General features: G+C 49.1%; 20 protein-coding genes. 16 read left to right on the top strand and 4 right to left on the bottom strand.

Annotated elements, in window-relative coordinates; genetic code table 11:
- Positions 1 to 545: 545 nt before the first annotated feature.
- The 6 genes from H7F31_RS20840 to H7F31_RS20815 all read left to right on the top strand — a co-directional run bounded on the left by H7F31_RS20840 (position 546) and on the right by H7F31_RS20815 (position 7,807).
- Complete coding sequence (locus tag H7F31_RS20840) at positions 546 to 1,070, top strand: SMI1/KNR4 family protein (RefSeq protein ID WP_187100356.1); 525 nt, start codon at positions 546 to 548, stop codon at positions 1,068 to 1,070.
- A 158-nt stretch (positions 1,071 to 1,228) separates the two neighbouring features.
- Entirely contained in the window at positions 1,229 to 1,384 is a 156-nt protein-coding gene (locus tag H7F31_RS20835; protein ID WP_187100355.1) for a hypothetical protein, read from the top strand.
- 200 nt (positions 1,385 to 1,584) lie between these two features.
- A complete protein-coding gene (locus H7F31_RS20830) occupies positions 1,585 to 2,220 on the top strand; it encodes a hypothetical protein (RefSeq protein WP_187100354.1) in 636 nt (211 codons plus the stop codon).
- Positions 2,221 to 2,578: 358 nt separating this feature from the next.
- A complete protein-coding gene (locus tag H7F31_RS20825; RefSeq protein ID WP_187100353.1) occupies positions 2,579 to 4,543 on the top strand; it encodes a stalk domain-containing protein in 1,965 nt (654 codons plus the stop codon).
- A gap of 165 nt (positions 4,544 to 4,708) precedes the next feature.
- Entirely contained in the window at positions 4,709 to 7,105 is a 2,397-nt protein-coding gene (locus H7F31_RS20820; protein WP_187100352.1) for a polyprenyl synthetase family protein, read from the top strand.
- Positions 7,106 to 7,279: 174 nt separating this feature from the next.
- On the top strand, positions 7,280 to 7,807 hold the full coding sequence (locus H7F31_RS20815) for a D-glycero-alpha-D-manno-heptose-1,7-bisphosphate 7-phosphatase (RefSeq protein WP_187100351.1): 528 nt from the start codon (positions 7,280 to 7,282) through the stop codon (positions 7,805 to 7,807).
- A 153-nt stretch (positions 7,808 to 7,960) separates the two neighbouring features.
- Here H7F31_RS20815 and H7F31_RS20810 read toward each other — a convergent pair whose 3' ends face one another.
- Positions 7,961 to 8,179 (bottom strand): alpha/beta-type small acid-soluble spore protein, encoded by a 219-nt coding sequence (locus H7F31_RS20810; protein ID WP_087568652.1) that lies wholly within the window; start codon positions 8,177 to 8,179, stop codon positions 7,961 to 7,963.
- A gap of 484 nt (positions 8,180 to 8,663) precedes the next feature.
- Here H7F31_RS20810 and H7F31_RS20805 point away from each other — a divergent pair, with 484 nt between their 5' ends.
- From H7F31_RS20805 to H7F31_RS20795, 3 genes are all read left to right on the top strand, one after another.
- The gene (locus H7F31_RS20805; protein WP_187100350.1) at positions 8,664 to 10,151 is read left to right on the top strand and encodes an Lsa family ABC-F type ribosomal protection protein; all 1,488 of its coding nucleotides are present in this window, start codon (positions 8,664 to 8,666) and stop codon (positions 10,149 to 10,151) included.
- 62 nt (positions 10,152 to 10,213) lie between these two features.
- The gene (locus H7F31_RS20800) at positions 10,214 to 11,701 is read left to right on the top strand and encodes an aminoacyl-histidine dipeptidase (protein ID WP_187100349.1); all 1,488 of its coding nucleotides are present in this window, start codon (positions 10,214 to 10,216) and stop codon (positions 11,699 to 11,701) included.
- A gap of 48 nt (positions 11,702 to 11,749) precedes the next feature.
- On the top strand, positions 11,750 to 12,058 hold the full coding sequence (locus tag H7F31_RS20795; RefSeq protein WP_187100348.1) for a hypothetical protein: 309 nt from the start codon (positions 11,750 to 11,752) through the stop codon (positions 12,056 to 12,058).
- On the opposite strand, the gene H7F31_RS20790 is transcribed toward H7F31_RS20795, so the two are convergent.
- Positions 11,959 to 12,288 carry a DUF1904 family protein gene (locus tag H7F31_RS20790; RefSeq protein ID WP_187100347.1) on the bottom strand — a complete coding sequence of 110 codons (330 nt, stop codon included), beginning with the start codon at positions 12,286 to 12,288 and terminating at the stop codon, positions 11,959 to 11,961. The genes H7F31_RS20795 and H7F31_RS20790 overlap by 100 nt on opposite strands.
- A gap of 120 nt (positions 12,289 to 12,408) precedes the next feature.
- On the opposite strand from H7F31_RS20790, the gene H7F31_RS20785 reads away from it, so the two are divergent.
- Both H7F31_RS20785 and H7F31_RS20780 read left to right on the top strand, forming a co-directional pair.
- A complete protein-coding gene (locus tag H7F31_RS20785) occupies positions 12,409 to 13,395 on the top strand; it encodes an aldo/keto reductase (RefSeq protein WP_187100346.1) in 987 nt (328 codons plus the stop codon).
- A 37-nt stretch (positions 13,396 to 13,432) separates the two neighbouring features.
- Entirely contained in the window at positions 13,433 to 14,452 is a 1,020-nt protein-coding gene (locus tag H7F31_RS20780; RefSeq protein WP_187100345.1) for an SDR family oxidoreductase, read from the top strand.
- Positions 14,453 to 14,523: 71 nt separating this feature from the next.
- Here H7F31_RS20780 and H7F31_RS20775 read toward each other — a convergent pair whose 3' ends face one another.
- Positions 14,524 to 15,360 (bottom strand): helix-turn-helix transcriptional regulator, encoded by an 837-nt coding sequence (locus H7F31_RS20775; RefSeq protein ID WP_187100344.1) that lies wholly within the window; start codon positions 15,358 to 15,360, stop codon positions 14,524 to 14,526.
- 120 nt (positions 15,361 to 15,480) lie between these two features.
- Between H7F31_RS20775 and fabF the strand changes: the two genes are divergently transcribed.
- From fabF to H7F31_RS20750, 5 genes are all read left to right on the top strand, one after another.
- The gene (fabF, locus tag H7F31_RS20770) at positions 15,481 to 16,719 is read left to right on the top strand and encodes a beta-ketoacyl-ACP synthase II (RefSeq protein WP_187100343.1); all 1,239 of its coding nucleotides are present in this window, start codon (positions 15,481 to 15,483) and stop codon (positions 16,717 to 16,719) included.
- A gap of 360 nt (positions 16,720 to 17,079) precedes the next feature.
- Positions 17,080 to 17,634, top strand: coding sequence for a sigma-70 family RNA polymerase sigma factor (locus H7F31_RS20765; RefSeq protein ID WP_261800084.1), 555 nt, complete (start codon positions 17,080 to 17,082; stop codon positions 17,632 to 17,634).
- A complete protein-coding gene (locus tag H7F31_RS20760; protein ID WP_187100342.1) occupies positions 17,631 to 18,338 on the top strand; it encodes a DUF4367 domain-containing protein in 708 nt (235 codons plus the stop codon). The genes H7F31_RS20765 and H7F31_RS20760 overlap by 4 nt, the downstream gene beginning before the upstream one ends.
- Positions 18,339 to 18,460: 122 nt before the next feature.
- Positions 18,461 to 18,877, top strand: coding sequence for an Rrf2 family transcriptional regulator (locus H7F31_RS20755; RefSeq protein ID WP_187100341.1), 417 nt, complete (start codon positions 18,461 to 18,463; stop codon positions 18,875 to 18,877).
- Between the two features lie 100 nt (positions 18,878 to 18,977).
- On the top strand, positions 18,978 to 19,832 hold the full coding sequence (locus tag H7F31_RS20750) for an SDR family oxidoreductase (protein WP_187100340.1): 855 nt from the start codon (positions 18,978 to 18,980) through the stop codon (positions 19,830 to 19,832).
- 92 nt (positions 19,833 to 19,924) lie between these two features.
- Here the strand turns inward: H7F31_RS20750 and trxA are convergent, their stop codons facing one another.
- Complete coding sequence (gene trxA, locus H7F31_RS20745; protein ID WP_187100339.1) at positions 19,925 to 20,233, bottom strand: thioredoxin; 309 nt, start codon at positions 20,231 to 20,233, stop codon at positions 19,925 to 19,927.
- Positions 20,234 to 20,327: the final 94 nt, after the last annotated feature.

Raw genomic sequence — 20,327 nt, 5'->3', positions numbered from 1 at the left:
CCGAAGAAATAAATTTAACGGGATGGTATACGTGGAGTGAAGATGAGAACCCACAAACAACTGGGGCATATGATAAACTGTCATTTAACAGAAAAGAAATGCTTGATACTCTAAGTAGGATAATTGAATTTTCAACCATAGTGGAGTCGGGCGAATACAAAATTATTTACCTTGGTATTTGAGCTAACTGAGAATCTTAGTCTAATGATCTAATGATCCAGGAGCAGTTTGCCTCTGCGGCTGCTGCTCCTTTTGTCGTTGAACTATCGGGCAGGATAGTTCGATTATCTATAGAAATATTCAGATAACATACTAATTTATTATCGGAGTGGTTCGAATTGCGAAATATCAATGATTTATTGGGTTTATTAGGTGAGGTGAGGACTTTAATTGATTCGCCAAATACTAATGTCATATGGTCGCAATTTGGTTCCATTGAGGTTGTACTAAGTACATTGGATTCGCTCAAAAGGCGGGTCGAACTTGGGGATTATAAAGTAATATCTGAACTTAAAGTATAAATTTGTAGGGGGGTATATACAATTATGAGTTGCTTTTCGGATATGAATCTCGCCGATTTCTGGAAGGAGAGTGAATATGCAAGAAATAAGTACGTGGAAGATTTTCCTTCGGAAGAATTAATAAATTCAATTGAAGAAGAACTGGGCTATAAATTGCCGACTGCTTTTATAGCTTTAATGAAACAACAAAATGGGGGGATTCCCCAATACACTTGTTTTCCTACAAACAGCCCAACATCATGGGCAGAAGATCATATACAAATAACAGGAATCATGGGTATCGGGCGTAATAGAACCTGCTCCCTTTGTGGAGAATTAGGAAGTCAATTTATGATTGACGAATGGGAGTATCCACAAATTGGAGTAGTAATATGCAATTGCCCGTCTGCTGGACACGACTTAATAATGCTTGACTATCGGAAATGTGGAAATGATGGGGAGCCTGAAGTCGTACATGTTGATCTAGAAGCGGATTACCAAATTACCCTTTTAGCAAAAGATTTTGAGTCCTTTATTAAAGGACTTATTCATCGATCCACATTTGACTAAAGTATTGTGCTAACGGGAGACAATAGCGCCACGACATGACGGTAGCCGGCTACGCGATCGGCTGCCTTTGTCCGTTGAAGTAACGGGCAGTAAAATAAAATTGAAACAGAAAAAGCAATAAAATCGTATAATATTTTGATTGAAAGGAGGGCATAAAGATGGAATATACTGAAATATTCAGCGAGAAATTGATTTCCTTAGTAAAAGAAAAGTTGAATTCCATTGGTGAGGTTAAAACTGTAAAGTTTGTGAGAGTAGAAACAGGTATGTCATTAATGGCGGCAAAAAAACTTGTAGATGCTTGTAAGGAATAGGCAAGTGCCTTGATGGGACTATTGAGTACGTAACAGGTGATTGAACTAACGGAGAACTTTAGCTCAACGATCCAGGAGTAGTTTGCCGCTGCGGCAGCTGCTCTTTGTGTCGTTAAGCTATTGGGCAGTTTAGTTCCAATTTGTGTTAAAATACAATGGCAAGTAAGTGTACTTGTTCGACCCTAAATAAGGGAGGAAATATGGGAGCGAATTTTTCAGCGGTAATAGAACATAATCTTCGAGATAAAAATAGCCTTGAAAAGTTTCTTGAAGATTTAATTTTTCGAACAGACCTCTTTCCAGCCATTCATAAATTAACAAACCATGAAAATGACCAGTGGGAGTGGATACGGGAATTAGACTTACCTATTTCCTTTGGAAATCAAATGACCAGCTGGGTAAAGGATTTGAAAAGAAAAGTAGAGGCGGCAAAATTACAGAAGAGATACAAGTATTCGAACATTTGGGAAGAACTCATCAGTGAAGACAGATTAAGCTTAAAAGGACCCGATTCAATTCTTGAAATGAACTTTAACTTACATATCATTGAGCTCTCTTCTTATATTAGGTGGCGTTCTTTTTTGAAGGATATGGAAACACAATCGATATTAAGAAATGTTTGCAAAGAACTTTGCACTTATTTCGATACCAATTACTGTATCTATATGTCGGATGAGTTTTGCGCAACTGATTCGATATATGAAGGAAATTCAATGAGCCAATATAGGGAAGACTTGATGAGAAGATTCGGGCAATCAAAGCAAACTATAGATGACATGTATATAAAACTTGAAGATAGTTGGACCACGGAAGGATATTTTATTGAGTACTTTTAGGGGTTGTATAAAGCTAAGGTGCCGATCGATTAAACTAACGGAGAACGATAGTAATAATGACAACAGCGGCGGTCTAAGACTTTTTCAAGTCTTGGTCCACCGCTGCTTTTTTTAATGGATCAGTCTAGAACTTATTTCTCAAAAGCTAACGATTCTTCAATTCAAAAACCACGTTAAATCAACGACTCTAGTCTAAAAGTTTATTTTCTATGTCCGTTAGTCGAGGTGTACTTGGCCAAAGACAAACCTCCAAAAAAAATTTCAATCTCTGGTCAAGAATGGAAGGATTTCCTGCAAGTATCGCGTAATTATCAAGTAGTTCAAATATCCTATTGCACGTTGGAAGGTGGAAGTAACATTGAATCGTATATTCGGGAAGTTAAGCAAGATTGTGATTGCTAGCACAGTCACGTGGGGAGCAATGGTTTGGAGCACCTCGGGAGGGGCTTTGGCACTATCCAAACCAACCTTGGATATGGGGCTGCAATCAGAAATCCGAGAAGAGCTGGGGTTGCCGGTCAAAGAAAAAGTTACGTACGATGAAGTTGCCATCCTGACAAGCCTTCATATCGACGATGGATCGCATATCGAAAGTTTTCAAGGTCTCGAAGAAGCCTTGTTCCTTCACACGATCATAGTTAACGGAAGTCATGGGGAGATGGACATTACTGCGTTGAAGGAAGTCGAGCAATTATCTGTATTGGGCATTGATCGCAGTGGATTAAATTCATTCGGACAAAAGATCGTTGATGAATTGAAAAGTAAAGGTGTCAACATCGTCGATTTGAAGGCTGATCCGGATAATTCATCTCAGTCCCCTATTGTTGTTTATATTGACGGACAGTTAATTCAATTCGACATAGATCCCATTGTTAAGAATGGTTCCACGCTGGTGCCTTTCCGAACGTTGTTTGAGGCTTTCGGACTTCAGGTTGGTTGGGATCAATCAACTAAGAAAGTAACTGGAACCAAGGATAAATTCAAGATTGAGTTGGTCATTAGTAGTAAAACGGCAACAGTCGCCGGACGTACGGTTTCTTTGGCCACCGCTCCTATTCTAGAATCGGGAACCACAATGGTCCCGCTTCGATTTATTGGTGAAGCGACTGGACGTAATGTTTCATGGGATAGCGAAAGCAGAACGATTCGCATCGACAGCACATATGCAACTTATTATTCGAATGCCGTATATTCAAAATTTACCGAACATAAAGGTGAGACACAAGATGGTGTTCCTCATGGGTCTGGAACTCTTAACATTTCAGGATTGCAGCTTTATAAAGGAACATTTGTCAACGGAGCTATAGAAGGGAGAGGAACATTGTATGACCCCGGCCACCGTAAATCCTATTATGAAGGTGAATTCAAAAATAATTTGTTCCATGGAAAAGGAAAACTTGTCACCCGGGACGGATCCTACTTTGAAGGTGAGTTTGTCAATGGATTGCTTGAGGGTTCTGGTAAAATCGTAGACGCGGATGGTTCACTTGTATATATAGGTGACTTTAACGGTCATAAATTGCATGGTGAAGGAACTATCTATTACAGTGAGGGCACTTATTACAAAGGGTCTTTTCAACATGGAACGCTTAACGGGCAAGGGGAATATTATATTGATGGTAAAATTGATTTTTCTGGAGAGTTCATAGATAACAATCGATTTTTCGGAAAAAACTATGTTGATGGGGCATTAAATTTTGAAGGTTTTTTTGCGGATAATATTCCTCATGGATATGGTACCGTCTTTTCGAAAAATGGTCAGAAATACTATCGTGGTCAAGTGAAAAATAATATCATTACTGGAATAGGTATATATTACTTGGCCGATGGTTCACGCTACATTGGAGAAGTGTTTAACGACACTATGGACGGCTTTGGCTTCATTGTTCAACCAGACGGTACGACGATCACCGACGTCGGCTATTGGGAGAATGATAATTACATTGGTGAAGAGGCACCTCCAGTCACAGACGATTATCATGTTAAGCTTTTATTGAAACATGCTGGATATAATATCGTAGATGGTATGCTCGAGACTGAATTTGATTTGGATCGTAATGAAGCTATAATATTTATTGAATTACCAGCCAAAGAAGATCTTGCCTTGTTTAATAGCTTGCCGAGTCCAGCCCAATCCACCTTCCTAAACAAATTTATAGAAATATTGGGGGGCGACTTGTTTAAAGAGGGCCTAGATACACTGTTTACTTATGTAATGTATGACGATAAGGTCTACGCTGAAGCTACGATTTCTTATGGACAAGAAGACAAGACCGTTAACATATCCCATTATCCGAAAGGGAATGGAACGATTAAGCAATAACATATTTCCGACCAAAGAAGAAATCCCCTTCCGAGGTCGGTTTTTTTATAGCGCAATAACTTATACAATATTTAATAGCAACCCGGCCAAGGGTGAGCGCGTATACTCAACTACTTGCCGAAGCGCGAGTATGATTAAGTGCAACAATTAAGGGGCGTTTCCGAGATGAAACAATTAAATACGACGACAGAACTTGCTGATAGCTGGTATACGAATGCGGAACGCAAAGCCGCCCATTACTTGGCGCTGCTGCAAGAAGAGCTTGGACATCAATCTTACAGGGACACGCTTTTGGCTGATTTCCGGCTATGGGAGAAGGAGCTTATCAAACCTTCCGCTTGGCAATCCGCTTTATCACTGGCGGGCCGCAAACCCGATTACAAGGATTACGGAAAATTTCTGCGATGGCAGCGGCTTACAGGCGGGCTTGACGACTATCTGGAACGCAGCGTTACTTATATGTACATGCGCGATCTTGGCAAAGACCTTGCATCGCCCAGCACTCAGAGGCGAATCGAAAAGCTGGTTGCCTTCCTGAAGCAGCATCTGATTCCTTCATCAGATTCGTCGAACGACAGCAAAGGGATTCCAGACCATATGAGTCTGGCCGGGATCTATCGTTGGGCGCAGCGGGAGGGTGTCGAGTTGGCCGTCATTTGGGCGATTAACAAGCTTAGACGAGTTTCCGATCGCATTCCGCCCGAGATGAATGCCGAGCATGCGGTACGCAAACTGATCAAAATCATGATCGGCGTCGTCCTTCACGTCATGGATGACATGGACGATCATATACCGCCCGCCGAACGTTCTCGCAGACTGGATCAAGGCATTCGATTAGGGTATTCCTATGGATTAACTTATCCGTTCATTGACGATTTAATGGATTCCGGTGTACTTGACGACGCGGAGAAATCGCAATATGCGCGCATGATTCGTCACACACTATTGCACGGCTCCGTGCCGGATGTCAAGAATTGGACGGGGAACAACGCCGGTCTGATCCAATATGTGCATGGCGAGCTCCGCGAAGCGTTTGAGACGATCAGGAAACATCAGAACCCGGAGTCTCTGCCCATTTTCTACGAGCAGTCTTATGTTTTCTTCCAATCCCAGGACATCGATCGGGATAAATCGCCGAAAGTAACGAATTACACGAACGAAGAATTACTGTTGCCTATCATTATTAAATCAGCATCCTCACGGCTGATCGTCCGTTCGGTTATCGGCGCGCAAGAGGACGAGGCCTTCGATCAGCGAACATTCTATTACGGCCTATATAACCAATTGGCTGACGACTTCGCGGATATGTACGATGATTTGGCGGCAGGCGCTGTAACGCCATACACCTACTACTGGAACAACCATCGCGAACGGCCTGATCTGCTTAATCCTTTTGAATTATACTGGGCTGTAGTGGCTCACTTGATCCATCGGGTGTATCGGTCGCAACCCACTGCCCGCAAGGTCATTCTAGAGAGGGCGATCGGCGGAATTAAGCGATTTAAGCAAAAGGTCGGAGTGGATACCTATCAGTCGTTCATGCGCGTATTCGCCGTAGGCGATGCCTCTTTCGACAATATGCTGGAACGTCTTATACAAAAGGCCGATCGCGTCGATTTTTTCGATAAACTGCTTCGGGAACAGATGGTGTCCACGCTGCGCTCCAATCGCGAACAAAAAGAACGATTTTCCGACACCGTTAAAGGCTTACGCGAAGAGATCAATGCACTTCTGCCGTTACAAGCACAGGGAGGATCCGAAATACTCGGCGAATTCTTAACCGATGCGGCCAACTATAGTCTCGAAGGCTCCGGAAAGCGATTACGGCCCATTGTCGCATGGGTGATGTGCGTAGAGGAATACGGTTTATCGCCGTCCTCGATCGCTCCGCTCATCCGTTCGCTCGAATATATGCATACGGCGTCGCTCATCTTCGACGACTTGCCGACGCAAGATAATGCCTCCTCCCGCAGAGGAAAACCGACGCTTCATCTCGTGCACAATAGCGCAACAGCCGAGCTGACCGGTCTGTTCCTGATTCAGAAGGCAATCGAGGAGCAATCTTCGTTGACCGGCTTCTCGCCGAAATCCGTCCTGCAATTGATCCAATATTCATCTTCGAAGGCGGCCGATATGTGCCGAGGCCAAGAGATGGATCTGCGCACGCGCGGTCAGGCTCTTACGCTCGAAGAGCTTAACATCTTATGTTATTACAAAACCGGTATCGCATTCGAAGCATCGCTCCTTATGCCTGCCATTCTCGCCGGTGCGGATGAGAAGGAAATTCAAGCGTTAAAGAAATACGCTTATCATGCCGGCATTGCGTTCCAAATCAAGGACGACTTGCTTGACGCCGAGGGTAACGTCGCGATGCTTGGCAAGCCGGTTGGACAGGACGAGAGCAATAGCAGCTCGACGTTCGTGACGTTGTTTGGCAAAGACGGTGCAACGAAGACCATGTGGGAGCATTTTTGTTTTGCGTCGGAAGCTCTGAACGAACTTCCTCGTGATTCGGCCTTTTTGGCGCATCTGCTCCATTATTTGATTCAAAGACAATCATAAGTCATTTTGAGGAGCGTCCTGACCGGGCGTTCCTTTCTGAACGTTAAGCCGGAAAGAATCGACGGCATCTTTATAGGAGAAACTTATAACAGACAAACGATAGCTGTTTATGAGCGGACTGGCAAACAACTTACTAATTAATCCCTTTAACTAAAAGGAGCGAATACCACAAGCATGAAGGCCTTTATTTTGGATCGCGACGGAGTCATCAATAAAGGGGGGAACATCAACCGAAAATCCGAATTCCAGTTGCTGCCCGGCGTAACGGAGGCGATCAAAGCGTTAAACGGCATGGGCTTTGGCGTATTCGTGGCATCGAATCAAGGAGGAGTCGGGTTGGGCTTCATGACCAAGTCGGCCCTCAAGAGCATAAATGGTTACATGGTTACTCTTATTCGTGAAAAAGGCGGCGATATTGTGGAAGCTCGTTATTGCACGCATAAGCCGCGTGCGGGCTGCTCCTGCCGCAAACCAAGACCGGGCATGCTGCTTGAGCTGATCGAAAAGTACGATATTGACCGAAAAGCAAGCTTCATGGTAGGTGATCGCGACACCGATATCATGGCAGGAAGCAGCGCAGGCGTTCATACGGTATTTATTGGCGACAACGTTCCTTTCGGCATTGAGCCGGATTATGTGTTTTCCGGCTTGTTAGATGCCGTAAACGGCCTGCGGGATCGCAACATCATACACACAAAATAAGAAAGGCAGCCGGATGACCGGCTGCCTTCTTGAATTATAGAAAAGTATAAGTGTTCGCCATACTTGACCTATAATTCTCGGGATGAAACGAGCTGCGCCGCCAAAGGGCGGCGACAGCCGTTGCACCTTGGTTATCCTGCTCGTCGCCGACTTCTAGAAACGTTGGCCGCCGCCGATTTGTTGCTCGGCGATTTGGACCAATTTTTTCGTGATGTAACCGCCGATGGAACCAGCTTCACGAGTTGTCAGGTTGCCGTTGTATCCATCTTGGGAGAGGGATACGCCAAGCGAGGATGCCGCTTCCATTTTCATTTGATTCAGTGCTGCTTTAGCTTGCGGTACTACCAGGTTGTTTGAACTTTGTCTGCTCATTGATTATCACTCCTTAATGGGATGTGAGGTTATTGTGTGCATGATAGAACAAGATATACATGCCTATTCAAAAGAAATGTCATGTAAAAAATGGTAATTGACTTTTTCCGCATAATGACGCCATTTTCTGACCAAAAAATTTTTTTTGAAGGATATCCGATCGAGCCTGACAAAGAATTAGGGTTGTCAGCGGCACATGATTGTGATAATCTACTGTTAATTTCATGAATGGAGCTGAATGCAGGATGTAGGATTTTCTTGATCGTTGCGAGTAGACAAATGGGCGAACGTATGAGGACATCATCCGTTTGTTTTGTCGCGTGACTTCAAGAAAGTTACTTCATCGGCTTCAGTCTCATACGGCATATCTCTAATGGACCCGCCTTTTGTTCTGGCGCGGATATTAAAGTTGTATGGCAATGAGCTGCGAGAGAGTAACTTTCTTGCGGCTTTTTTATTTTTTCCATACGGGAGGTAATCCTTAATGTCATTAATTCAAGTTTCGAAATTAACGTTTGCATATGAAGGCAGCTATGATCCCATCTTTGAGAACGTCAGCTTCCAGATCGATACGAATTGGAAATTAGGCTTCACCGGGCGCAACGGGAGGGGGAAAACCACCTTTCTCAATCTGTTGCTTGGCAAACATGAGTACGAGGGCACGATATCCGCTTCCGTCGAATTTGATTACTTCCCCTTTCAGGTAAAGGACCGTGATCGGATGGCGATCGAGGTTGTCGAAGACATCGCTCCGGATTATGAGCATTGGAAGCTGATGCGCGAGTTGAACCTGCTCCAGGTTGGCGAAGATGTCCTGTATCGATCCTTCGAAACGCTGTCGAACGGGGAGCAGACGAAGATGCTTCTTGCGGCGCTGTTCCTCAAGGACAATCATTTTTTGTTAATCGACGAGCCGACCAACCATCTTGATATGGAAGCGAGGGAGCTGGTCAGTCAATATTTGCGAAGCAAGGAAGGATATATTTTGGTTTCCCATGACCGTGCCTTTCTCGACAATTGCGTCGATCACATCCTGTCCATCAACCGAACGGATATTACGGTGCAGAGAGGCAACTTCTCTGATTGGTGGGAGAATAAGAAGCGGCAGGACAACTTCGAGCTCGCCGAAAACGATAAGCTGAAGAAGGATATTAAGCGGCTGTCGGAGGCGGCGAAACGCACAAGCAACTGGTCCGATGAAGTGGAGAAATCAAAAAACGGCACATTAAATTCCGGATCGAAGCTCGACAAGGGATACGTCGGCCATAAAGCCGCGAAAATGATGCAACGCTCCAAATCGATTGAAGGCAGACAATCGGATGCCATCGAAGAGAAATCCAGGCTGCTCAAAAACGTAGAAAGTGTCGACAGCCTGAAGCTGACGCAGCTGCACTATCACAAAAGCCGGCTTGTAGAGCTGGATCGCGTATCGATCTATTATGGAGAAACGCCCGTAACCGGCGAAATCAGCTTCGACATCGAACGGGGCGAACGTATCGCATTGTCGGGACGCAATGGCTCTGGCAAGTCGAGTTTGCTTAAGCTGATCTGCGGGGAGGAGCTGAAATATACGGGAACGATGAGAAGAGGCAGCGGGCTTGTCGTCTCTTATGTATCCCAGGATACATCGCATCTTAGCGGCAATCTGAGCCAATATGCACGCGATTATGGGATTGACGAAAGTTTGTTCAAGTCGATTTTGCGCAAGCTGGACTTCTCCAGAGTGCAGTTCGAAAAAGATATATCGGCATACAGCGGCGGACAAAAGAAGAAGGTGCTGATCGCCAGAAGCTTATGCGAACAAGCGCATCTGCACGTCTGGGATGAACCGCTAAACTTTATCGACGTCATCTCCCGCATGCAGATTGAGCAGCTCTTGCTGGACTATGCGCCTACCTTGTTGTTCGTCGAACACGATCGAGAATTCACCAATGCCATCGCGACAGAACGGATCGAGCTGTCGAACGGATGAGCGACTGTGTTAAACTGATGGAATCCGAGGAATTCTAAGTGAAGCGCATAGGGGGTACCACGATGAAAAAATCCGTAAACGCAAAGTATGCCGGCGATCTGAAAGTACTACAGCTTTTCGAACAGTTGTCCGCGATTCCGCGAGGATCTGGCAACGAGAAGGCGATCAGCGACTTCGTGGCGGATTTCGCCAGGCAAAGAGGCTGTGAGGTCCTGCAGGACGAACGCCATAACCTCATTATTCGCAAGCAGGCTTCGGCCGGCTATGAACACGCGGAGCCCGTCATCTTCCAGGGGCATCTCGACATGGTGTGCGAGAAGAATAAAGGCACAGAACATGACTTCGAGAATGACCCCATAACGCTTTGCGTGGAAGACGATTTTATCTATGCAGATGGAACGACGCTGGGCGCCGACAACGGCATTGCGGTCGCAACCGCTCTTGCTTTGATCGATTCCGCCGAACTGGCCCATCCGGAGCTGGAAATTTTAATGACTACGGAAGAAGAAACGACGATGGGCGGCGCATTCGCATTGGATGTTTCCACGCTGAAGGGCCGTCGTATGATCAACTTCGATTCCGACCGCGAGGGCGTATTGTTCGTCAGCAGTGCCGGCGGAGTGAATCTGTACCATACGGTGCCTATCGGCTGGCGCGAAGCCAAGCAGGAGGACGGCGATTCTTATGTCATCGTTGTGCAAGGACTGCGGGGCGGCCATTCCGGCGACGATATCATCCATGAACGCGGGAATGCGAACAAGCTGCTCGGGAGAGCGCTGGGCGAGCTTGACCGCCGTGTCTCGTTCGATCTTGCGAGTATAACTGGCGGCATGAAGGCGAATGCGATCCCGCGCGAAGCGGAAGCCGTGGTGTATATCCGCCAGAGTGATCTGGAGGCGACGCAAGAGGTGATCGCCGATCTCAACACCGTACTCAGCGATGAATTCCGCGTATCGGACGGAGATATCCGCGTAGAGCTGCATGTTTCAGCAGATTGGGGAGGAGATTCGCCGCAAGACGGCAAGCTGTTCGACGACGCAACGAAGTCGGTAGCGATCGGGCTGCTGGAGCTCATTCCGAACGGCGTGCATAGTATGGACAAGACGATCCCGAATCTGGTTCGCACCTCCTCCAATCTCGGCATTGTTTCAACCGGCGATGAGTCCATCGTTATGCAAAGTCTGGCGCGCAGCTCGCATCGATCACAGTTGGACGATGTACTCCGAAGGATGGAGACGTTATCCGGCCTTGTCAGCTGCGGCTTCCGCTTCGACAGCTACTTCCCGGGCTGGCCGTACCTTGCAGACTCCAAACTTCGTCCCGTTTTAGAGGAGGTATACATGCGGCGGTTCGGCAAGGCTCTTGAAGTCAAAGCCATTCATGCCGGATTGGAATGCGGCGTGCTGGTCGGTAAACTGCCGGAGCTCGACGCCGTGTCGTATGGCCCCAATCTCTACGATATCCATACGCCGCAAGAGCATCTGTCGATTACGTCCGTGGAGCGTTCCTGGGCGTTCCTGGTCGATGTGCTGCGCGCGCTGAAGCAATAAGCGTGGTATGATAGAAGAGAATGGAATTAAAGCAAGGAGGCTTATAAGTTGAGCGAAAGATATCGGATTACAAGAGCATTTCAGGAGCCTGCAGAGGTTCAGGAGATTACGCTGGAGGAATGCAAACAATATTTTGCGGCGAAACCAGACTTTGTATATACGTCCGTCTATACGGTTAAAGGGCCGGGCGCCACGATGTCCATCGACGGCGATTTCTTCATGTGGAGCTATGGAGAGCTGGAAATTCCCTTCCGGCATTACATGGGGGATTTGTACGTAGCGGTCACGAACGAGGCCGTTGTACCGAAGATGGTCGAGATCGCAAGCGAACTTCGCGCGGATTTGACGGAGGGTTGAACTCGGGCGAAAGCGGCTCGGGTCTCGCCTCCGCGTTCAAACCAGCCGACTTCGACGAAAACAAATGGAGGATCGCCGGGGCCGGCGCCGAATACATTCGTAATCTGCAGAGCATTTAGCGTGAAGTTATCCGTGCCGCAGCCGCAAAGCGCGGCTAATCGTTCCGCCATAGGCAGGGCGGCTGTTTGAAGCTTTTCGGCAGGCACGCCGCGAAATAATAGATGTGGCAAAGGGATGGAGCTCCTCTTTCATCGTTAACATCTAATCATTATAGAACAAAGTGACGTTATGGTACAGACGTGGATACATAACAAGGTATTTCAATTGCGAATAGAAAGCGGGGAGTTGGAATGGAATTTGTGAAATTAGGCCGTACGGGATTGGATGTATCGCGCATTTGTTTGGGCTGCATGAGCTTCGGCGATGCAACGCGCTGGAATCATCCATGGGTGCTCGACGAGGAGCGGAGCCGTCCGTTTATCAAAAAGGCGCTGGACCTTGGCATTAATTTCTTTGATACGGCGAATGTATACGGCATCGGCTCCAGCGAGGAAATCGTTGGCCGCGCTCTAAAGGATTACGCCAGACGCGACGAGGTTGTTATAGCTACGAAAGTATTTTTCCGCATGCAGGAAGGTCCTAACGGCGCCGGTCTGTCCCGCAAAGCGATTATGAGCGAAATCGACAACAGCTTGAAACGTCTCGGTACGGATTACGTGGATCTCTATCAAATCCACCGTTGGGACTACAACACGCCGATCGAAGAGACGATGGAGGCGTTGCATGATGTCGTGAAGTCCGGCAAAGTCAGGTACATTGGCGCTTCCGCCATGTTCGCCTGGCAGTTCCAGAAGGCGCTGCATGTCGCCGAACGACACGGTTGGACCCGGTTCACGGCCATGCAGAACCATCTTAACCTGATTTATCGGGAAGAAGAGCGCGAGATGATGCCTCTATGCAAGGAAGAGGGAATCGGCGTCATCCCGTACAGCCCTCTAGCCTCGGGCAGACTTGCCCGTGACCTGTCGGTCACGACGCATCGATCCGAGACCGACCCTGCCCAAAAGATGAAATACGACGCTACCGCAGATGTCGATCGACCGATTGTAGATCGTGTTGCCGCCATTGCCGAGCAGCGCGGGGTTTCTCGTGCCGAGGTCGCTCTGGCTTGGCTGCTGCAGAAGGAGAACGTATCGTCTCCGATTATCGGCGCTACAAAGCTGTCGCATCTGGATGAAGCGGTTTCCGCGCTATCCGTCAAACTGACTCAGGACGAAATTGCCGAATTGGAAGCTCCGTACGTTCCGCATCCGGTCGTTGGAGCGTTGAAAGCTTAACTTAAATGATAGATTAAGTTGATAGGGGGAGAAAAGGATGAAAGCGTTATTTATTGGAGGAACCGGAACGATCAGCTCCGCGATTACTAAGCAATTGGCTGAACAAGGACATGAGCTGTATTTGCTCAATCGAGGGAACAGGCAGTCTGCGCTGCCGGATAACGTCATCTCCATTCAAGCCGACATCAACGACGAAACCAAGGTAGCCGAGTTGATCTCGGAGCTGTCTTTCGACGTCGTCGCCGATTTTATCGCGTTCGAGCCTTCGCAGCTGGAACGGGATTACCGCCTGTTTAAGGACAAGACCAAGCAGTTTATCTTTATCAGCTCGGCGTCCGCCTACCAGAAGCCGCTATCCGACTATCGGATTACCGAAGGGACGCCTCTTGCCAATCCATACTGGCAATATTCCCGCAACAAGATCGCCTGCGAGGATTATCTGATGAAACAATACAGGGAGCAAGGTTTCCCGGTTACGATCGTCAGGCCGAGCCATACATACGACGAAAGATCCATCCCGCTTGGCGTGCACGGTCGAAACGGCTCATGGCAAGTGGCGAAGCGCATGCTGGAGAATAAACCCGTCATTATCCACGGAGATGGCACCTCGTTATGGACGATGACCCACAATTCGGACTTCGCGCAAGGTTTCATCGGGTTGATGGACAACCTTCATGCCATCGGAGAAGCGGTGCAAATTACGTCGGACGAGTCCTTAACATGGAATCAAATCTACGAATGCATTGCGTCCGCGCTCGGCGTGAAGCTGAATGCCGTTCACGTGTCTTCGTCCTTCCTCGCGGCTTGCAGCGAAATGGACTATACGGGCGGTCTGATCGGGGACAAGGCGAATTCCGTCGTCTTTGACAATTCGAAGCTGAAGCGGCTCGTACCCGGATTTACGGCTACAACTCGCTTCGATCAAGGCATTAAGGCGACAATTCGGCATATTTTAGGCCACCCTGAGCTTCAGAGAGAGGATGCCGAGTTCGACGCTTGGTGCGACAAAGTAGCACGAGCGATGGATGGCGCGCTTGCGGCGGTCAAGGGATCATAAGGCATGAATGTTAAGGAAAAGGGCATCGTCGTCGACGATGCCTTTTGCCGTTGATATCGCCTTGCCGCCAATTATTTCGCCATTAACGCCGACATTTTCGCATCCGTATTGGAGTGCTGGGCAGGCGTGTAGATGCTGCATCTCAGATCCGCGTCTCCGTGAACGTGGAGCGACGTTAATTGAAACAGCATTTTTCCGGCGGAGGCATGACGGAATTCAAGCAATACTTCCGGCGCATAGCTCACGCTGCCGGCAGCCCACAACCGCGAGAAGTCGGGGTAAGCATCCATCATCTCCTCCAAAAACATCTCGTACCATTCATCGTCCGCGTATTGACCGTAATAGGCGCGAAACATGGCCAAATACTCCCGCGCGAAGCTCTCCCAATTCACCGCCAGCCGTCTGAATTCACGCCGGGCGAACAACAGCCGAATCATATTTCGCTCATCGGGACGCAAATTCCCGAAATCCATGAACACCCGGCCGGCGGCCTCATTCCATGCGACGATATTGCATCTGCGGTCGGAAATGATCGCTGGACAACCTCGCAGTTCCGTAATCATCCGATTAAGGGAAGGGCTGATCGTGGCAGCCTTTTCCTCCGGAGCATGGACGGCAGCAACGGAATCTCGCGCAAGCGAGAATACGTATTTTCTTTCGTCCGTCGTCAGTCGAAGCGCTGTCGCTATGCCATCAAGAACGGCAGGCGATACGGTGATGTCGCGGCCTTGCTCCAGCCACGTATACCAAGTAGCGCTGACGTTAGCGAGCGATGCGACTTCCTCCCGGCGCAAGCCCGGCGTTCTCCTGCGCGTTCCTTCGGGCAGACCGACTGACGCGGGAGTAAGTCGTGCGCGAGCGGCTTTCAGAAACTCTGATAAAACTTGAAGCTTCGTTTGACGATTCATGAGTGAACCTCCAATAACTCATACTGGTACTTATTATACTAGGATAAACGACAACTTGTAATAGGATAAATCATATGGCAAGATGAGTAACACAAATAGATGAGCATGGAGGTATCGCTTATGGAACGAGTTGTTATTACAGGCATGGGAGCCATTACGCCGTTGGGTCTGGACGTAGAAGAAACGTGGAAGCAGCTTGTGCGGGGGACTTCGGGAATTACGCAAATTGATGCTTTTGACGTGGACGGCTACAAGGTAACGATCGCTGCATCCGTCAAAGGTTTTGACGGCAAGGAGCTGTACGGCGCAAAGGAATATCGAAGGATGGACCGCTTCACGCAATTCGCCGTTGCCGCAGCCGACCAAGCCATCCTCGACGCAAAGCTCGATCTGGCTACGATCGATCGCGAGCGTGTTGGGGTTTATGTGGGATCCGGTATCGGCGGAATCGGGACGCTGGAGGAGCAGCACGCAACGCTGCTTGCCCGAGGTCCAAGCAAAGTCAGTCCCGTGCTTGTGCCGATGCTGATATCCAATATGGCTGCGGCGAGCATCAGCATCCGGCATGGCCTGCACGGACCGACTCTGTCTCCCGTCACGGCTTGCTCCATCGGCAATACCGCTATCGGGGAAGCGTTCCACCGCATTCAAGCCGGAAGGTCGGACGTTATACTGGCCGGCGGGGCGGAGGCCGCCGTGACACGCATCTCGCTGGCCAGCTTCGCCAATGCGACCGCGTTGTCGACGCGAAATGATGATCCTGCCGGCGCCAGTCGGCCCTTCGATAAGGATCGGGACGGCTTCGTCATGGGGGAAGGAGCTGGGATCGTCGTACTGGAGTCCCTCAGCCACGCAAAGCGGCGAGGTGCCCGCATTCTTGCCGAGGTCATTGGATACGGAGCCAGCTCGGACGCATACCATATGGTGGCTACGCATCCTGAAGGCGACGGTGCTTACTTGGCGATGCGAGAGGCGATTCGAGACGCCGGTATTACTCCGGACGAGGTGGATGTCATAAGCGCGCACGCTACGAGCACGGAGCTAGGGGACCGGTCGGAGACGGCCGCAATCAAGCGACTATTCGGAGACGATGCATACCGCGTCCCCGTCACCGCCAACAAATCCATGCTTGGACATCTGCTCGGCGCGGCAGGAGGCGTCGAAGCGATCGCATTGGTGAAAAGCCTGAACGAAGGCATTATCCCGCCAACCATCAATCTGACGGAACCGGATGCCGAATGCGATCTGGACTACGTGCCCAATACCGCTAGAAAAGCCGATTTACGGATCGGCATGTCGAATTCGTTCGGATTCGGCGGCCACAATGCGGTTATTATCGTCAGAACCTTTGAGGGATAAGGAATGGTATAAATTTCGGCAATAAGGGAGCATTCGGCTATGTCAGCCGGATGCTTTTTGGCGTGCAGGAAAAAAATAAAAGTGCGTGTTCAAAAAGTTCGGTTTTCAGCACCGAGAAGATTGGATGAAAGTAGAAACTGAGGAGCGGAGCGTAGTGGAAGCTACGTGAGCACCTGCAATGTTTCCGGAGGAAACATACTTCGAAAGCAATCGCTTAGTTTCGCTTGCATTCAATATTCGATGTCGAGTAGGCTTCTTGGCATACTTCGTGATCAAAAGCGAAATTTTTGAACAACCTCTGAAGAAATATGCAGCGAAAACGAACCAATGACCGTCTAATAGGTTGGAGGTGATGATCCAGTGAGGCCGGCCGGCTCCAATAGCTACGAAAACGAAAACATTCCTCGCGATCCCGATGCGGCGCTCGAGCTGCTCATGAACCGCTACGGCTCGACTGTCATGCGAACTGCCTATTTTTACACAGGCGATCGGCATCTCGCGGAGGATATTAGCCAGGAGACATTTCTAAGGGCATATCGCAAGTGGACGTCCTTCCGGGGAGACAGCAGCGTCCGAACATGGTTAACGACAATAACCGTCAATGTATGCCGGGACAAGATGGGCGCCCGCATGTTCGCGGAACAGCCCACTGATCCAGTCCGCATGGATCGAGGCAGAACGATTAGCGTGGAAGAGGAAGCGCTGGAGAAATTCGAGAAGAGCGAAGTGCTGCGATATGTGCTTCAATTATCTATGCCTTATCAGGAAGCGTTGTATCTTTATTATTACTTGGATCTGGGAACGAAGGAAATCGCGGATGCAATCGGCGCGCCCGAAGGAACCGTACGGAACCGTCTGCATCGGGCCCGCGAAGCGCTCGCGAAGGTAATGAAGAAGGAGGGACACGGAAGATGAACGATATCGACCGTCAATTACGCGAACAATTTCGAGAGGAGTCGGATAATATGATGTTTAACAATATGGAACTTAGCGAGGCAACCAAGGACAAAATTCGCAGTCAAGCGGCGGCGGCAGGGCAGAAGCGAAGAGGTTTCTCCCTCCCCAAAGCCTGGATTGCAGGAACGGCCGCGGTGGTTATGGCCTTCGTCGTATTCGCGGGATACCCGCTGTTAAACGGGCCGTCGTCAGATCCCGCTCCGCAAACGGGAAATACGGGTGTCAGCCAACCGCCAGCGGATGGAGGCGCATCGTCCGGCACTGGGACAGGGACGGGACTTTCCCAGCTCATTACGGCGAAATTAGTTACGGTAGAGGAAGCCAAAGCTGCTTTCGGCGAAGGTCTGCTTGTACCTTCATTGCTTCCGGAAGGCTTCCTGCTTAAAGATATTACGACAGCGGGCATGGAAGGAGAGCCGCTTCGGGATGTCGTGTTCACGTATGCAGCGGGCGATCGATCGTTCACGTATTCGGTAAGCCGCATGGAGGCTGCCTTCCCGCAAGACATGTTCTCTCCCGTTCAGGTAAAGGGAGCCGAAGGATTCGTATTCGAGCAGCCGGAGCTTGTGGAGCTGTATTGGATCGAGAACGGCATCCAATACGGAATCGTGGGCAATTTGACCGCAGACGAAGCCGTGCAGGCGGCCGAATCGATCAACTGAACGGTACAACGATTGGTATTCATCCCCGCTGTCGACATGGACGGCGGGGATTTTTTTCGAGAAGAACGCTTGACATGACTACTTGTAGTAACTACAATGGTTACAACGGTGGTGATTCAAACATGAAGCAGATCAGTACGAGATTCTCGATTGCGGTTCATACGTTGTCCCTGATCGCAAGCTTTCCGAACGAATGTACGGGAGACTATATAGCCGGAAGCGTAGGCACGAATCCCGTAGTCATTCGTAGAATTATGGGCATGCTTAAGAAGGCAGGGTTTATTGACGTGCGTCCCGGCGTGGGCGGCGCTTCTTTGCTGAAATCTCCGGCAGACATTACGCTCCTGGATATTTATAAGGCGGTCGATGTCGTCGAGGATCAACGGCTGTTTCGGTTCCACGAGGATCCCAACGAACGATGCCCGGTCGGCAGAAATATCGAAGCGGCGCTGCAATCGGAGATGGATGAAGCGCAACTCGCGTTAGAGAATCGACTGGCTGAGACGACTTTAAGCGGAATTACCGCGAAGTTTGTTTGAAGTGGAAGCTCTAATCCAAGAGCTTTTATTTTTAAATACGTTGTAACTATGTATGTTATAACAAAAATGGTGACAACGTAAAAAAGAGGAGGAACATCAGATGAAAGTATTGGTAACGGGAGCAACGGGGAAATTGGGTTCGAAAATTGTGGAAGTTTTGCTGCGTAAACTGCCTGCAAGCGATATTGCCGTCAGCGTACGCAATCCGGAGAAAGCGCAACACCTCAAAGAACAAGGAGTAGACGTGAGACTCGGCGACTTCGATCGCCCTGAAACGCTGGATTCCGCCTTTCAAGACATTGTTCGCTTGCTGATCATATCGGCGGACGGAGATAACGAGACTCGCATCAGACAGCACAATCATGCGGTAGATGCGGCCAAACGCGCCGGTGTAGATTTCATCGCTTACACAAGTCTTGCTAACGCGAGCGAGAGCGGCATCTTCCTTGCCGAAGTTCATCGCGTCACGGAAGCGGCCATAGTCGCTACCGGTATTCCATACTCGTTCCTGCGCAATAACTGGTACCTGGAGAATGAACTGGGAGCGATCAAAGCCTCTGCAGCCGGCGCGCCATGGGTCACTTCCGCGGCATCTGGCAAAGTGGGCTGGGCATCGCAGCAAGATTACGCGGAAGCAGCTGCTGCCGTTCTCGCCGGAGTAGGGCATGATAATTCGATCTACGAACTCTCGGGCAACCTGCTAACGCAAAACGAATTGGCGACTGCGCTTGCGGATACGATCGGCAAGGACGTGCAGGTACGGCATATCGACGATGAGGCATATTCCGATATCATGAAAGGCGCGGGCATACCTGAATTCGTTCTGCCGATTCTCGTCGGCATTCAACAAGGCATTCGGGAAGGACATCTGGAGATCGTAAGCAACGATTTCGAAAAACTTCTGGGCAGGCCCGCTACGCCGGTCCGAGAAGCATTAGCCGATTTCGTGAAGTAATATAGCTAGACAGAAAGGACTGTGCCTCTGATTTTTAGACCAGGGCACAGTCCTTCTTAGTGCTTGCGTTCATCCTTCCGTTATCTTAACATCTAACGGGCAATTAGCTCCGTCAGTGCTTCCTTGTGGCGGAAGCCGATGGCTTTCTTGACAGGCAGGCCGTCCTGGAAGACGATCAACGTCGGCATGCTCATCACGCCGAAGCGGCTAGCGAGCTCCGGGTGTTCGTCAACATTCACCTTGGCGACATTGAAATCTTCAAGCTCCTCGTCGAGCTCCTTCAAGATAGGCGAAAGCCGCTTGCAAGGCGGACACCACGCCGCCCAGAAGTCCACGAGCACCGTCTTCTCCGATTGGATCACTTCATCAAAATCGCTTTCCGTTGCATCTAGAATGGCCAATCCTATTCGCTCCTTTCATTCTTGCAGAGTACGTACGATTGCTCTTGCCAATCGTGCTGCGCCTTCAGTATAATCCCTGCCAATAATGTCATGG

The organism is Paenibacillus sp. PAMC21692 (genome assembly GCF_014303795.1).
GTDB classification, from domain to species: Bacteria; Bacillota; Bacilli; order Paenibacillales; family Paenibacillaceae; genus Pristimantibacillus; species Pristimantibacillus agaridevorans.
The sequence above is the reverse complement of the archived record's forward strand: the minus strand, read 5'-3'. Positions and strand labels throughout refer to the sequence as shown.